General features: G+C 67.2%; 15 protein-coding genes. 3 read left to right on the top strand and 12 right to left on the bottom strand.

Going from position 1 to position 14,238, the window contains the following annotated elements:
- Positions 1–11: 11 nt before the first annotated feature.
- Together HF877_RS13495 and HF877_RS13490 are read right to left on the bottom strand one after the other, a co-directional pair.
- Positions 12–608, bottom strand: coding sequence for a suppressor of fused domain protein (locus HF877_RS13495; protein ID WP_169621663.1), 597 nt, complete (start codon positions 606–608; stop codon positions 12–14).
- A 46-nt stretch (positions 609–654) separates the two neighbouring features.
- Complete coding sequence (locus HF877_RS13490; protein ID WP_169621662.1) at positions 655–1,782, bottom strand: winged helix DNA-binding domain-containing protein; 1,128 nt, start codon at positions 1,780–1,782, stop codon at positions 655–657.
- 73 nt (positions 1,783–1,855) lie between these two features.
- Between HF877_RS13490 and HF877_RS13485 the strand changes: the two genes are divergently transcribed.
- Complete coding sequence (locus HF877_RS13485; RefSeq protein WP_169621661.1) at positions 1,856–2,701, top strand: chromosome partitioning protein ParB; 846 nt, start codon at positions 1,856–1,858, stop codon at positions 2,699–2,701.
- Positions 2,702–2,730: 29 nt separating this feature from the next.
- On the opposite strand, the gene ugpC is transcribed toward HF877_RS13485, so the two are convergent.
- The 10 genes from ugpC to HF877_RS13435 all read right to left on the bottom strand — a co-directional run bounded on the left by ugpC (position 2,731) and on the right by HF877_RS13435 (position 12,151).
- Complete coding sequence (gene ugpC / locus HF877_RS13480) at positions 2,731–3,906, bottom strand: sn-glycerol-3-phosphate ABC transporter ATP-binding protein UgpC (protein WP_169621660.1); 1,176 nt, start codon at positions 3,904–3,906, stop codon at positions 2,731–2,733.
- Between the two features lie 5 nt (positions 3,907–3,911).
- Positions 3,912–4,742 carry a carbohydrate ABC transporter permease gene (locus tag HF877_RS13475; RefSeq protein WP_169621659.1) on the bottom strand — a complete coding sequence of 277 codons (831 nt, stop codon included), beginning with the start codon at positions 4,740–4,742 and terminating at the stop codon, positions 3,912–3,914.
- 2 nt (positions 4,743–4,744) lie between these two features.
- The gene (locus tag HF877_RS13470; protein ID WP_169621727.1) at positions 4,745–5,626 is read right to left on the bottom strand and encodes a sugar ABC transporter permease; all 882 of its coding nucleotides are present in this window, start codon (positions 5,624–5,626) and stop codon (positions 4,745–4,747) included.
- Positions 5,627–5,691: 65 nt separating this feature from the next.
- Entirely contained in the window at positions 5,692–7,035 is a 1,344-nt protein-coding gene (locus tag HF877_RS13465) for an ABC transporter substrate-binding protein (protein WP_169621658.1), read from the bottom strand.
- 126 nt (positions 7,036–7,161) lie between these two features.
- Positions 7,162–8,394, bottom strand: a complete 1,233-nt coding sequence (locus HF877_RS13460; protein WP_169621657.1) for a GNAT family N-acetyltransferase — start codon at positions 8,392–8,394, stop codon at positions 7,162–7,164.
- A gap of 87 nt (positions 8,395–8,481) precedes the next feature.
- On the bottom strand, positions 8,482–9,408 hold the full coding sequence (locus tag HF877_RS13455; RefSeq protein WP_169621656.1) for a hypothetical protein: 927 nt from the start codon (positions 9,406–9,408) through the stop codon (positions 8,482–8,484).
- Positions 9,409–9,475: 67 nt separating this feature from the next.
- Positions 9,476–9,964: a general stress protein gene (locus HF877_RS13450; protein WP_169621655.1), complete on the bottom strand. Its 489-nt coding sequence runs from the start codon at positions 9,962–9,964 to the stop codon at positions 9,476–9,478.
- Between the two features lie 88 nt (positions 9,965–10,052).
- Positions 10,053–11,015 carry a CoA ester lyase gene (locus HF877_RS13445; RefSeq protein ID WP_169621654.1) on the bottom strand — a complete coding sequence of 321 codons (963 nt, stop codon included), beginning with the start codon at positions 11,013–11,015 and terminating at the stop codon, positions 10,053–10,055.
- Between the two features lie 134 nt (positions 11,016–11,149).
- Positions 11,150–11,611, bottom strand: coding sequence for a DUF6098 family protein (locus HF877_RS13440; protein WP_169621653.1), 462 nt, complete (start codon positions 11,609–11,611; stop codon positions 11,150–11,152).
- Positions 11,612–11,707: 96 nt separating this feature from the next.
- Positions 11,708–12,151 carry a DUF4383 domain-containing protein gene (locus HF877_RS13435; RefSeq protein WP_169621652.1) on the bottom strand — a complete coding sequence of 148 codons (444 nt, stop codon included), beginning with the start codon at positions 12,149–12,151 and terminating at the stop codon, positions 11,708–11,710.
- 268 nt (positions 12,152–12,419) lie between these two features.
- On the opposite strand from HF877_RS13435, the gene HF877_RS13430 reads away from it, so the two are divergent.
- Together HF877_RS13430 and HF877_RS13425 are read left to right on the top strand one after the other, a co-directional pair.
- On the top strand, positions 12,420–13,691 hold the full coding sequence (locus HF877_RS13430; protein ID WP_169621651.1) for a CBS domain-containing protein: 1,272 nt from the start codon (positions 12,420–12,422) through the stop codon (positions 13,689–13,691).
- Positions 13,688–14,212 carry a DUF1003 domain-containing protein gene (locus HF877_RS13425; protein WP_169621650.1) on the top strand — a complete coding sequence of 175 codons (525 nt, stop codon included), beginning with the start codon at positions 13,688–13,690 and terminating at the stop codon, positions 14,210–14,212. The genes HF877_RS13430 and HF877_RS13425 overlap by 4 nt, the downstream gene beginning before the upstream one ends.
- Positions 14,213–14,238: the final 26 nt, after the last annotated feature.

Genomic DNA, 14,238 nt, shown 5'->3' with positions numbered 1-14,238 from the left:
CGCACCCGCCTTCAGAAGCGGGCTTGCGCTCGCTTGGGGTCGCGGAGGTCGATGCCCGCCTCCGTCCACGCCTCGCGCAGTGCGTCCGCGCCGCGTAACCGCTTCCACGCCGCTTCGGTGCCGGTCAGCGGAATCGCGTCGAAGAACCGCACCGGATCGGCCGGCTCGGGCAACACCAGATCCGGCACGTCGCCGCTGCCGAGCAGCACCGCCGTGAACGGTGCACCCTCCCAGAGCGGCTCACCCAGATCGAGCAGGGCGTCGTCGGTCAGCACGACTCCCTCCACCGCCGGAAGCGCGGCGAGCAACGCGAGCGTGCGGTGCACCCCGGTCGTCAGGCCCTCCGCATTACGCAGACTCAGAACCAGTTCGGCACGCGGCCCACGATTGGGGTCCGCGACCATCTCCGTCGGGTCGCCCATGGGATGCCGGGAGCATCCCAACGTGGCGAACCGCAGAAGTCCGGTCTCGGGACTGCGGAACCGCAGCACATCGATGGGTTCGAGTCCCAGGAACGTCACCGACGCGGACTCCGGTTCCCCACCGCCGGGGCCGGAGAGGTGGGCGGTGAGATGGGCGCGGACTGCGTCGAGCACTGCGTCGGTCACCCCTGCAATCTAGTCTGCGCCCGCGACCGGGTGTCGGTCCGTGCCACTAGTGCGCCTCGGGCAGGATCCGGACCTCGCGGTCGTCTGCGCCCGGCGCCGAGAACTTCAGCAGGCGCATCCCTTCGGCCTCGATCGCCGACCGGTTCGCGTTGGTGAGACGGCGCCACGGCGTGACCTCGAGGACCGCCGAACGACGTGTCGTGGTGCGGCGGACCGACCCGGCGACCGTCCCGCCGACGAGGACGGCCGCGTGGACGATCCCGTTCTTCGTGACGAGCCGGCGGCGGTCGGCGTCGGACACCAGCCGGGTGCGGTCGGCGTGCGAGAGCAGCACGTTGTCGTACTGCGCGAGGATGCGAACCGGTGCCGGCGTCGCCGGATCGGGACGGGGAGCGTCCGGCAGGTCGAACAGTTCGACCCCGTTCTCGTCGCGGAAGACGGTGAGATCGGGCCGAAGCGCGTCGAAGATCTCGCCGAGACCCGTGAGCCCCGACCATGCCTGCGCGTCGCGTGCGCTCGCGGGGCCGAACGCCGCGAGGTACCGGCGTACGAGCGCGACAGGTTCCGGTGCGAGCGGAGGAAGGGATTCGCCGCCGCGCCCGACCCAATGGTCGAGAAGCGCGAGTCGCGGTAGACCCGATCGCCCCCACAGTCCGCGCGGAGGCACCTGCACCAGCGGTAGCAATCCGCGTACCGCGTAGGCGAGGGCACCGGGCTCGTAACCGGGGAAACGTTCTGCGAGCAGACGGCCCAGTTCCTGGCCGGTGCGCGGTTCGTGGCGGACCAGCTCTGCGGCGAAATCGGACAGTGCCGTGTGGTCGATGCCCGCGAGGCCCGCGGCGTGTTGCGTATCGGTGCGCAGCGCGCGCGTCAGCAGAGGCTGCATCCAGGACCGCAGCGCGAGGGCGTCGGGCGCTGTCACCGCGAAGACGGTTCCGCGCATCAGCGCGATGCGCACCACCTCGCGGGAGGCGATCAGATCCGACAATCGGTCGGGTGTGAATCCGCGTATCCGTGTCCACAACGCGAAATACGGTGGCTCGGGCGCCTGCGCCTGCAACCCGATCAGGTGCTCGAGCATCTCCGCGGTGGAAAGGTCGCTCCGCCTGAGCAGGTGCTGGCGGGCAAGGGTGGCGCGACCGAGTTCGCGAACGGTGAGGGTCCGGTTCGTCACGGGTCGACTGTCGCACAGGTCTCCGACACGCAGGACGCCCCCGCTGCGGCCCAGCACCCGGTACCGTCGAGGAATGGCGCGCGACACCGGTTTTCCGGTTTCCGATGCCGGTGACGATTTCGCGCGGCAACGTCGCCGCGCCGAGTACGCCCGGCTGATCGCATGGCTGCGGCGCGAACCCGACGATGTCAACACCGTGTTGCCGTTCGACGAAGTCGTTCGTGCGCTCGGCAGGGTCGACGAGCGCCGACTCGGCCTGCAGATCATCGAGGTGTCGTCGATCGTCGGCAGCGTGGACCGCACCGACGACTTCGATCGGCGTTTCCGTCCCACGTCGGCGCGTCTGCGCGAACGCTGGGAGAGGATCGCTGTCGCACGGCGGCGAGGCGAGGCGATGCCGCCCATCTCCGTGTACCGGGTCGGCTCGTTGCATTTCGTGCAGGACGGGCACCACCGCGTGTCGATCGCCTACGCCCAGCACGACCGCACCATCGACGCGTACGTCACCGAGATCATCACCCGGATCTCCGCCGACGGGATCACCGGGCAGTCGGACCTCGTGCGCAAGGACCATTACCGGATGTTCTGCACGCGTGTGCCCCTGCCCGCCGACGCCGTTGACGCCGTGCGGGTCACGGACCCGTGGGACTACGCCGAACTGTCCGAAGCGGTGGAGGCGTGGGGGTTCCGTCTCATGCAGGACCTCGGTGAGTTTCTGACCCGCGAAGATGTCGCGCGGCGCTGGTACGAGGACGAGTTCGTGCCCGTGGTCGCGCTGGTCCGCGCCGCCGGCATGTTGCCGAACCGGACGGACGCCGAGGCATACCTCTGGATCGCGCGCGAACGCTATCGCCTCGTCCGCCGCCACGTGTGGAACGACGACATCGTGGAGACGTTGCGGCGACGCAATCCGCGGTGACGGTCCGTCCGGCCGTCACCGCGGTTGCGTCACTTCTGCAGCGTGACGTTGGTTCCCGTTTCCTGGTCGAAAAGCGCGACTTTGGCCGGGTCGAACCACAAATCCACCGGCTTGTCCTTGGCCACCCCGGATTCGACGGGGAGTCGTGCCACCAGCGTGCCGCCGGCGAGATCGACCGAGGCCGTCGCGGCGGCGAGTTCGTCGAGTTCCTTCGACCGCACCTCGGGGCCTTCCACGGTGAAGTACGCGAACTTGTCCGACCCCATCGATTCGAGGACGTCCACATCGGCCGTGAAGGTCACGCCCTGTTCCCGTTGCGCGGGTTCGAGGAGCGCCGCGTCCTCGAAATGCTCGGGACGGATACCGAGCACCACGTCGCGGGAAGGATTGTGCTGCCGGACCATCTCCCACCGGTCGTCCGGGAGCGCGAAATCCCCGAAGGCGGAACGTATCTTGCCCGACTCCAGTTGCCCCGAGGTGAAGTTCATCGCGGGTGAGCCGATGAACCCGGCCACGAACAGGTTCCGGGGATGGTCGTACAGGTCCTGCGGTGCACCCACCTGTTGCACGAGTCCGCTGCGCATGACCACCACTCGGTCACCGAGTGTCATCGCCTCGGTCTGGTCGTGCGTGACGTACACGGTGGTCGTGCCCAGCCTCTTCTGCAACCGGGCGATCTCCGTCCGCATCTGCACCCGGAGTTTCGCATCCAGGTTGGACAGCGGTTCGTCCATGAGGAACGCCTTGGGGTTGCGAACGATGGCTCGTCCCATGGCGACTCGCTGCCGTTGACCACCGGAGAGATTGGCGGGCTTGCGGTCGAGATGCTGGGTGAGATCGAGGATGCGCGCGGCCTCGTCGACCTTCTCCGCGATCTCGCTCTTCGGAAGCTTCGCCAAAGTCAGTGGGAACTCGATGTTCTCGCGCACCGTCATGTGCGGATACAGGGCGTACGACTGGAACACCATCGCGATGTCGCGGTCCTTCGGAGCCTTCTCGTTGACGCGTTCACCCGCGATCCGCAGTTCACCGCTCGAAATGTCCTCGAGGCCGGCGATCATGTTCAGCGTCGTCGACTTTCCGCAACCGGACGGGCCCACGAGGATGATGAATTCGCCGTCCGCGATCGTCAGATCCACGTCGCGGACGGCTTTGGCGCCGTCAGGGTATTCCTTCGTCACCTTGTCGAGCACGATCTCGGCCATGACGCTCACCCCTTCACCGCGCCGGACGTCAGTCCGGCGACGATACGACGTTGGAAGATCAGTACGAACACGATGATCGGGATGGTGATGACCATCGCGGCAGCGGCGATGGAACCGGTCGGTTCCTCGAACTGCGAAGCCCCGGTGAAGTTCGCGATCGCCGCAGGTGCCGTGATCGACCGCTCCGTCGATGTCAGCGAAATCGCAAACAGCAGGTCGTTCCAGCAGAAGATGAACACCAGAATCGCGGCGGTGATGATTCCCGGTGCAGCCAGTGGCGCGATCACCTTCCGGAACGCCTGCGCCGGGGTGGCGCCGTCCATCTTCGCGGCCTTCTCGAGTTCCCAGGGGATCTCCCGGAAGAAGGCCGAGAGCGTATAGATCGCGAGTGGGAGCGAGAAGGTGATGTACGGGATGATCAGCGCGGCCCAGGTGTCGAACAACCCGATGCTGCGCATGATCTCGAACAGCGGGCTGACCAGGGAGATCTGCGGGAACATCGCGATGAGCAGGGCGACCCCGACCAGCACCTTCTTGCCCGGGAAGTCCAGGCGGGCGACGGCGTACGCCGCCATCGTCCCGAGGATCACGGCGATGAACGTCGCGATCAGCCCGATCCCGATGGAGTTGATCAACGCGCTCGTGAACGCGTTGGTCTTGAAGATGCCCCGATAGTTGTCGAGGGTCCACTGCTGCGGGATGAAGTTGCCGTCCTGGATGGTGCCGGGCGGCTTGAACGACAGGCTGGCGATCCACAGCACCGGCACGAGCGCGTAGAGGAGCACGAGCACGTTGACCGCGGACCACGACACGGTCTTGTTGCGGGTATCCGCCATCGTCACCGCTTCCCTTCGTCCGACCCGGGCGCCGACGCACCGAACAACTTGATGAACACGAACGCGATGATGGCCACACACACGAAGATGAGCACGCTGATCGCAGATCCGATACCCAGGTTGAACGCCCTGAACAGGTTGTCGTAGCCGAGGATCGACAAGGAGCCGGTGCCGTTGGAGCCGCGCGTGAGCACGTAGATGTTGTCGAAGATCCGGAACGCGTCGAGTGTGCGGAACAGCAACGCGACGAGAATCGCCGGTTTCATCAGCGGCACGATGATGCGGATCAGCCTGGTCCACGCTCCCGCGCCGTCCACCTGCGCGGCCTTGAGCAGGTCGTCGGGAACCAGGGCGAGCCCTGCGAGCAAGAGCAACGCCATGAACGGTGTGGTCTTCCAGACCTCCGCGAGCACGATGATCGCCAGCGACGGGAGTTGGTCGGTGAGCGGCGCACTGCCGTCCGGCAACAGGTTCGCAAGGTACCCGGTTCCCGGCGTCCACGCGTAGTACCAGCTGTAGGCGGCCGCGACGGTGACGATGCCGTACGGGATGAGCACGACGGTGCGTACCAGTCCCTTGCCGAGGATCGTGCGCTGCATGACGAGAGCGATTGCCAGGCCGAGGACGAACTCGATCGCCACCGAGACCACGGTGATCCCCAGCGTGACGAAGAACGCCTGCCACCAGAACCCGTCGGTGAGCACGTCGACATAGTTCGACAGGCCGACGAACGTCCGGTCGTCGGGGAAGCGAAGGTCGTAACGCTGCAAGCTCAGCCACACGGCGTAGGCGACCGGGTAGGCCGTCACCGCGACCATCACCAGAGCAGCGGGTGCGACGAGCCAGAGACCGAGGCGCCGCTCTGCCTTCTTCCCTTCGGACAGAGCAACTTTCGCCGGGCGAGCGCTGTCGTCCTGCTCGTCGCTCTGTTTCTGCGATTCGACTGCCGTCACGGAACCAGCCCTTCCGAGTTGACCGCTTTGCGGACCTGTTCGGCGAGTTCGCCGACGGTCTTCGGCGGGTCGATCCGGTCCACCGGGTTGAGGATGGAGGTCACCAGCGTCGAAATACTCTGGTATGCAGGCGAAGCGGGGCGTACGGCCGCGTTCTCGAGACTGGCCCGCACCTCCCGCCACGCCGGATACGCCTCCTGGAAAACCGGGTCGTCGTACAGCACTTCCAGAGTCGGCGGTACGCCACCGCCGATGGCGTTGTTGCGCTGATTCTCTTCGTTGCGCAGGCACGTCATCGCCTCGAAGGCGAGGTCGGGATGAGTGCTCGTCCGCGCCACGGCGATGTTGAATCCACCGATCGTGACCTTCGCCGGCTCACCCGGAATCACGGACGGGTACGGCGCCGGAAGGAAGTTCTGCTCCCCGTCGACGGTGAGGACCGTGTTGCCGGTGTTCTCGGTGGTGACATTGCCGTTCTCGTCGATGAACGGCAGGTCGGCGGCATTCTCGAGGATCCCGGGAAGCACGAACGGCCAGTTCACTTCGAACGCCGTGCGGCCGCTCTCCATCCCCAGTCGCACTGCCGCTTCGTCGGCCTGGTTCAGGGAGGGGTCGACTCCCGGCGCGGTCGCCACCCTTTTCATGATGTCGAGGGCGGTCTCCGCCGCATCGCCGTCCTCGAGTGTGACGGTGGTGCCGTCGTCGGCGACGACGGACCCACCGGCGCTGGCAAGAAGGGTGTTGAACCACACCATGAGACCTTCGTACTGGCGTCCCGTGACCCCGATCCAGCTCGGTAGCCCCTCCTCGGCGAGGCCGCTCGCGATCTCGATCATTTCGTCCCATGTCTGCGGCGGCTGCCCGTCCGGCATCAGATCCTGGCGGTACCAGAGCAGTTGAGTGTTGGTGTTGAGCGGTGCGGCGTAGAGGACGTCCTGCCAGGTGGCCGATTCCAGAGGCCCTCGGAGGGTCCCTTCGGTCACGTCGGCCGCAATGTCGGGAGGAAGCGGTAGAGCCCATCCCGCTTCGGCGAACTCGGCGGTCCAGACCACGTCGAGCGTCATCAGGTCCAGACTCGCATCGCCGCCGGTGAGCCGTCTCGCCAGCTGCAGGCGCTGGTCGTCTGCGTTCTTCGGCAGCGTCCGCTGCTCGACCGTGTAGCGCCCCTGAGCCTGCTCGGTACACACGGCCGCTGCCTGCGCGTACTGCTCGGCACCGTCCGCTGCCGTGTAGAAACTCAGGACGGTACCGCTGCTGTTGTTTCCGCAGGCCGTCAGACCGGCTCCGACAAGCACAGCAACGGCGCCGGCCGTGACGTGTCTTGCCCACTTCCGTCGCATACCGCCTCCGCCCGCACTGCCGAGACAGTGACTTGTGTCACCGAAATCGACAATATCGCTTGGGGTCGCACAAGCGGAGCAAAACGGGCTTTGGGCGCATGCCGCCGGGAGGGAGGTGCGGGTCGCTCAGAAAGAAGTACCGGCGAACGGTGCCGGGACCCATCCGAAGAGCCGGTCCGCGACCGGCACCGCGTCCGCGTGCCGAACCTCGATCCGGCCCGCCGCGGCCAACGTGCGACAGGCGACGCCGCCCAGCAGGAGCGACCCCAGCTCGGCCACACCGATCCGCAGATCGGCCTGCCCGTCGCTGCGCGCCGCGCCGTCGGCGGAGATCGTGTACGTACCCTCGTTCTCCGGGAACATCGGGTCGACGACGCCGAGCGTCACCGTCCCGTCTCCCGTATAGACGCGGGACGCCAGTGCCCGCTCCACGTCGAGCACCCGCAGCCACGTCTCGTCCTCGATCGACCGGGTGCGTACCGCACGGTGGTCGCGCAGAAGCCAGGGCATCGGATCGTCCGTGGGCAGTTCGGCGAATCTCACGCGGGCGACGAGGTCGAGGCCGAGCAAGAAGCGCACGAGGCCGGCGTGCGCTTCCACGGACGGTGCGAAGAAATCGTCGACGACGATCGTGGGGGTCTCGCTGGTGAACCAGTCGTGGGGGTCGGCGGTGCTGGGGCGGTAGCGCACGAACCCGTCCTCGTGTCCGGGTTGCCCGTGAACAGCAACGTAACGTGCCCCCGAGGTCGACTGCGCACGCATTCTCTGGGAGTTCCACCACTGCGACCACCGTTCGAGAGTGCCCGGACGAAGGGGAAGGTGGCGGGAGTGGATGTGCGGCAACAGATCCCATGCCTCCGATCCGGTCAGCAGCCGAACGGGGCCGCCTTCCGGCGCCCCGGGCCGAAAGGCCGCCCGGCGCAGGTCCACCTCGGACTCCACCGACCACGAGGCGATTCCGTACCCGAACCTGCCGTAGATCGTCGCCTCGGAGGCCCGAAGTGTCGCCACCACGTCGCCGCGGGTACGCGCGTCGCGCAGTTGCTGCCGGACGAGCGCAGTGACGACTCCCCGGCGTGTGTGGGTGGGCAGCACGCCGATGTGGGTGACGGCGGCGTGGGCGACCCGCGCGCCGCCGGGAAGGACGATCTCCCCCGAGAACGCATCGACCGTGCCGGCGAGGACACCGTCCACGAACGCCCCGAAGGTACGGCCGGGTTCGAGATAGTCGTGGATCGTCCCGTCGGGATAGGTCGGTGCCGGCAGTCCCACCATCGCTGTCCGGAACAATGCCATCGCCTGCACCAGTTCGGCCTCCGACTCGAGGACCCGCACCTGCGGCTCTGCGTTTTCACCCATCCCGGGACCCTAGCCCGCGCCGGCTCCTCCCCGCGACCGGGTATTCGGCCTGCGGCACGGACGCTTCGGCACCGCAGCGGTGTCTCATCACCGTGTCGCGTTCTGCAAGCGAACGAGTTTCGTCTCGGCGGCGGACGCCACCCGCTCCGCAGACGTCACTTCCTTCTTTGCGCGGGCCACGGCTCGTCGTGCGAACTGCCGTTGCTGCTCGGCATGGTCGAGTTTCCGGCGCAGGTCGGCGACCTCTCGTTCGGATCGTTCGAGCTCGGCATCGGCGTCCCCGGCCGCAGATCGCGCCTGCTCGGCCGACGCACGCGCCGACTCCGCCTCTGCTGCGACCGCGTCGACTTCCGCCTCTCGTGCCTCACGTTCCGCCTTGTCGCGTGCGGCTTTCTCGGCCGTCTCGCGCGCGCCGGCGCTCCGGCCGCGTTTCGATGCGGCGGTCCGTTTCCCGGAGGTCCTGGGCCGCTCGGGCGCGGGCGCCTCCGTCGTGTCGTCGTCGGAGGTCTCGGGCACGAGCGTCAACGGCACGGCGGACAGGTCACCGAACCCGCTGTGCTCGACTATCGACGAGAGTCTTCCCGCGCGGACCTCGTCGGCCACCTCGGGATCGGCGAGCGCCGCGTTGAGCGTCTGGCTCACTTCCCTGAGGGCGCCCTCGGTGGCACGGCGCCCGTGGTCGTCCGCGAGGTCGGCCGCCGCCTTCTCGAGCGCTGCCACCACCTTGCGCCGCTGCGCCGACAGCGCACGCATGTCGCTGCCGGACAGCCGCCGTTGCGCGGTGCGCAGTGCGTCACCGAGATCGAAAAGTGCTGCGAGTTCGTCCCCGCGTTCGCGTGCGAGCAGATTGACCATCCATGCCGCCACCGTCGGCTTCCGGAGCCTGCCGATAGCGGCGGTGAGTTCACGGTCGCCCGCCCGGCGGGCTTCCGCCGCACATTCGTCGCGGGCGGAGACGAAGTCACCGGGATCGAGACCGTAGAGCCTGTCGGCCACCGAATCGAGATCGGGCATACGACCGACACTAGTGGCGCGGGCCGGGCCGGTGCAGCCCTCGTCGCCGCCCGGCCCGCACCGAGGGTTACAGCGCGAGCTTGGCGAGCAGGTCGCGGGCCTGCTCGGCCGTCCTCGGCTTGCACAGCACGTCGTACCGCCCCGCGACGAGTTGCATCGTCGACGAGAAATCGCGCTGCCCACGGGTCGCGGCGTACGGGATCGAGGCCGAGATCAGGCCGAAGATGATGCCGCCCACGAGACCGACCAGCAGCGGGCCGAGGAAGTCGGTGGAGAAGATACCCAGCAGCAAACCGAAGAACACACCGAGCCAGGCGCCGGAGACGATTCCGCCCCCGATGACCTTCGGCCACGTCAGCCGTCCGGTGACCCGTTCGACCTGCATGAGATCCACCCCGACGATCGTGACGTCCTCGACGGAGAAGTTCTGATCGGACAGGTGGTCGACGGCGCGCTGCGCCTCGGCGTAGGTCGTGTACGACCCGACCGGCCAGCCGGTCGGGGGTTCCGGAAGGCCCGGCACCTGACGGCCGCCAGGTCCGATGGGGTTGGTCATGAGTATTCGGCTCCTTCTCGATGGCCGCGTGCCGTCTTCACCGGCACGCCCGCTGTCCATTCTGCCCGGACCGGCGGCGAGAACACGATTACTCGCCGCGGGGAGGCTCGAACGTTTCGGTGCGAGACATCCCTGCCGCTCGCCCCTTGGCCGAGATGACGAGTGCCATCTTGCGGCTGGCTTCGTCGATCATCTCGTCGCCGAGCATCGCGGCACCGCGCGCGCCGCCTTCCGCCGAGGTGTGCCATTCGTACGCGTCGAGGATCATCTCGGCCTTGTCGTAGTCCTGCTGCCGCGGGCTGAAAACCTCGTTCGCGGCATCGATCTGACTCGGGTGCAGTACCCATTTTCCGTCGAAACCGAGCGCGGCGGTCCGTTGTGCGGAACGACGGAACGCGTCGACGTCGCGGATCTGGAGGTACGGGCCGTCGATGGCCTGCAGGCCGTGAGCGCGCGCCGCCATCAGGATCGTCATGAGGATGTGGTGGTACGCGTCGCCACGGTCGTACCCGTCGGGCTGCTCCCCCACCACAAGCGTGCGCATGTTGATGCTCGCCATGAAATCCGCGGGCCCGAACACGAGTGTCTGTACGCGCGGACTCGCAGTGGCGATCGCGTCGATGTTGGTCAAGCCGAGAGCGTTCTCGATCTGGGGTTCGATGCCGATGCGCCCGACCTCGAGTCCGTGCGCCTTCTCCACCTGCGTGAGCAGGAGATCGAGCGCGTGGACATGGCTCGCGTCAGGCACTTTCGGCAGCAGAATCGCGTCCAGATGCGCACCGGCGCCCCCGACCACTTCGGCGACGTCGAGGTACGTCGAATCGGTGGTCCAGTCGTTGACCCGGACAACCTTGAGCTGGTCTCCCCACCCGTCCTCGTTGAGCGCTTCGACGATCGTCGTGCGGGCCTCGGCCTTGGCGAGCGGCGACACCGCGTCTTCCAGATCGAGGAAGATCTCGTCGGCGGGCAGACCCTTGGCCTTGTCGATCATCTTGCGGCTGCTGCCCGGAACCGCGAGTACCGACCGCCGGGGCCTGAAAGAAAACGACATGACCGCACAGACCTCCACGTTCGGAAACGACACGAGCCACGAGCCCACGGCCCGACGGCGGTGCTCATGCTACCGCTGCGGAGACCGGCGTTCGGGACCACAGAGACCGGCGTTCGGGGACCGCGAATGCGCCCTCACGTGTCGCTGCGGGAATCGTTCCCTACTGCGAATCGCTCGTGGTACCGGCGCGACGCCTCTTCCAGGACGGCACGACCCAGTCGTGCGAGTGGACGGATGTCGGTCAGCAGCGGCTCGTGATCGGGTCCCCGGCCCACGACCGTTCCTTCCAGCAACCACGCGAATCTGCCGTCCTCTTCACCGAGCTCGCCGTACTTGCAGATTCGGCGCGCCAGCCAATCCTCCAGCGGTCCCGGCCACCACGGTTCCGGGGCGAGGGTGGTCACAGACAAGCCGGGCAACGTGACACCGGCTTCGTAGTCCCGGCTCGGACCCGCGGCCTCGTCGGCGGCGGGACCTTTGGAGTACCGGACATGGATATCCGGGTTTCCCGCGACGAAGTCGGCGACCTCCCGCAAGCTCGAGAGGAGCGGGATTCCGCCTGGGACAGAGTGTGTTTCACTCAGAGTGCTGCTCATGACGTTCTCCGGACCGATCCCGAACGACGCGGGAAGCACGTCCGTCAGCGGGCCGACACCGTACGTCGGCCCGCTGACAAACAAACCTTCCCGCGTCTAGACGGCGGCGCGGCGGCGCGGCGGCAGCAGCACCCCGAGTGCGATCATCGCGACCGCGAGCACGAAGTGCAGCCAATCGTCCGCCGTGTTGAGCGGCACGAAGTTCGCTGCGCTGTCCTTGTCGATCAGGAGGCCGTAGATCCACAGGACTGCGTAGATGACACCGCCACCGATGAGATACGCCTTGGCGCCGGAGATCGTCCGGCCCAAGGCCAGTCCGGCGACACCGAAGAGCAGATGCACGATGTTGTGGAGAATCGACACTTCGAAGATTCCGAGCAGCATTGCTCCGGAATGGTGGCCTGCGAAGGTCATGGTGTCGTAGTCGGTGGTGACTCCCGGGATGAACCCGAGGATCCCCACCAGCAGAAACACCACGCCGAAAACCATTGCGGCAAGCTGGACCGGCGTTCGATTCGCTCGCATTACACGTTCGGCCATGGCCGTCCTTTCTCCATCACGAAGGAATGAGACGTGCACGGGCTACCCCTCGTCCGCTGCATGAAACCGGCGACGCGCATCGGTTTTGCCGATCGATGCCGACGCACGGGAAGCCGGGGCGACGATGCGTACGATGACTACGGTTCATGCGGCCCACCGCGAACGTCCGTCCGCAGTGGCCGAGAGGCCCTGGACGGTGTGTCCGCACCGCCCGGGGCCGCTTTTATGCTGAGCTCCGCGCGGCACCGATACGGTTGGGAGTGACCTCTTGGCAGCAGTGAGCAAGGTCTTCGTCGCAAGGCTCACGGGTCTGGTAGTTCTCGGGCCCGACGGGGAATCCGTGGGCCGCGTGCGCGACGTGGTCCTCACGATCCGCGTCGGTCGTCAAGCACCACGCGTCCTGGGACTCGTCGTGGAGTTGCCCACGCGAAAACGCATCTTCGTCCCGATGCTGCGAGTCACGGCCATCGAACCGGGATCGGTCACGCTCGTGACCGGCAACGTCAGTCTGCGCCGGTTCACGCAGCGCCCCTCCGAGGTGCTGGCACTGGCACAGGTGCTCGACTCGAAAGTGCGCGTCGACGACCCGGAACTGCCCGACCTGATCGGTGTGGACACCGTGGTCGTGGACCTCGGCATCGAGCTCACGCGCACCCGGGACTGGGTGGTCGCGCGGGTTGCGGTGCGCCGGCATCGCGGCCGGCTCGCGCGGCGTGCCCCCATCCACATCGTGGAATGGCCGCACGTCCACGGTCTGACGCAGCAGGCGCTGTCCCTGCCCGGCCAGGGTGTCGCGCAACTGCTCATGCAGTTCGAGGACATGCGGCCCGCCGATGTCGCCAATTCGTTGCGCGATCTGCCCGCCAAACGGCGCACGGAAGTCGCAGTGGCCCTCGACGACGAGAGGCTCGCCGACATCGTGCAGGAACTCCCGTCCGACGACCAGACGGAGTTGCTCACCGAACTGGGTGTCGACCGTGCGGTGTCGGTGCTCGAAGCGATGGATCCCGACGACGCCGCCGACCTTCTCGGCGAGTTGCCCGAAACGGATGCGGAGTCGTTCCTGCAGCGGATGGACCCGGAGGACTCCGAGCCGGTGCGGCGCCTGCTCGAACACTCCCCCGACACCGCCGGTGGTCTGATGACCCCCGAGCCGGTCACACTCAGTCCCGCGACGACCGTCGCGGAAGCACTGGCGCGGGCACGGCACCCGGACCTCACTCCGGCGCTCGCCTCGATGATCTTCGTGGTGCGGCCACCGACCGCGACACCCACCGGCAAGTATCTGGGCTGCGTCCATCTGCAACGATTACTGCGCGAGCCCCCGGCGACTCTGATCGGCGGCATCATCGACAACGATCTGCCGCGCCTGGATCCCGGGGACGCGCTGACGACCGTCACCCGCTACTTCGCGACCTACAACCTCGTGTGCGGTCCGGTGGTCGACGACGAGCAGCACCTGCTCGGGGCGGTGAGCGTGGACGACGTGCTCGACCATCTGCTGCCCGAGGACTGGCGTGACGAGGAGACCGAAGGATGAGTGACCGACTCTCGCAGGGCCGATCGCGTCTCGAGACACCGCAGTCGTCCCGGTTCCGCTGGAACTTCGATGTGGAGGCAGTAGGACGGGTCAGCGAACGCGTCGCGCGTTTCCTCGGCACCGGGCGGTATCTGGCGATCCAGACCATTTTCGTGGTGGTGTGGATCGCCCTCAACATGACCGCGGTCGTCGGGCGATGGGACCCCTACCCGTTCATCCTGCTCAATCTCGCGTTCTCGACCCAGGCTGCGTATGCCGCACCGCTGATCCTTCTGGCTCAGAACCGGCAGGAGAACCGCGACCGGGTGTCGCTCGAGGAGGACCGGGCCCGGGCCGAGCAGACGAAGGCCGACACGGAGTTCCTCGCACGGGAACTCGCTGCTCTGCGCCTCGCGGTGGGCGAGGTGGCGACCCGCGACTACCTGCGGCGAGAACTCGACGATCTCCGGTCGCTGCTCGTCGACGAGGACGAGGACGACGCGGCATCCGGTTCCGGAAAGGGACGCACGCCCAGGCGCTGACACCCGGAATTACACATAAGCCGACC

This window comes from Rhodococcus sp. BL-253-APC-6A1W (assembly GCF_012843405.1).
Classification (GTDB): Bacteria; Actinomycetota; Actinomycetes; order Mycobacteriales; family Mycobacteriaceae; genus Rhodococcus.
The sequence above is the reverse complement of the archived record's forward strand: the minus strand, read 5'-3'. Positions and strand labels throughout refer to the sequence as shown.

Bases quoted from the DNA above. Each gene is read 5' to 3' on its own strand.
- HF877_RS13485 (WP_169621661.1), top strand. From the start codon at position 1,856: ATGGCGCGCGACACCGGTTTTCCGGTTTCCGATGCCGGTGACGATTTC.
- ugpC (WP_169621660.1), bottom strand. From the start codon at position 3,906: ATGGCCGAGATCGTGCTCGACAAGGTGACGAAGGAATACCCTGACGGC.
- HF877_RS13475 (WP_169621659.1), bottom strand. From the start codon at position 4,742: ATGGCGGATACCCGCAACAAGACCGTGTCGTGGTCCGCGGTCAACGTG.
- HF877_RS13465 (WP_169621658.1), bottom strand. From the start codon at position 7,035: ATGCGACGGAAGTGGGCAAGACACGTCACGGCCGGCGCCGTTGCTGTG.
- HF877_RS13460 (WP_169621657.1), bottom strand. From the start codon at position 8,394: ATGGGTGAAAACGCAGAGCCGCAGGTGCGGGTCCTCGAGTCGGAGGCC.
- HF877_RS13455 (WP_169621656.1), bottom strand. From the start codon at position 9,408: ATGCCCGATCTCGATTCGGTGGCCGACAGGCTCTACGGTCTCGATCCC.
- HF877_RS13450 (WP_169621655.1), bottom strand. From the start codon at position 9,964: ATGACCAACCCCATCGGACCTGGCGGCCGTCAGGTGCCGGGCCTTCCG.
- HF877_RS13445 (WP_169621654.1), bottom strand. From the start codon at position 11,015: ATGTCGTTTTCTTTCAGGCCCCGGCGGTCGGTACTCGCGGTTCCGGGC.
- HF877_RS13440 (WP_169621653.1), bottom strand. From the start codon at position 11,611: ATGAGCAGCACTCTGAGTGAAACACACTCTGTCCCAGGCGGAATCCCG.
- HF877_RS13435 (WP_169621652.1), bottom strand. From the start codon at position 12,151: ATGGCCGAACGTGTAATGCGAGCGAATCGAACGCCGGTCCAGCTTGCC.
- HF877_RS13425 (WP_169621650.1), top strand. From the start codon at position 13,688: ATGAGTGACCGACTCTCGCAGGGCCGATCGCGTCTCGAGACACCGCAG.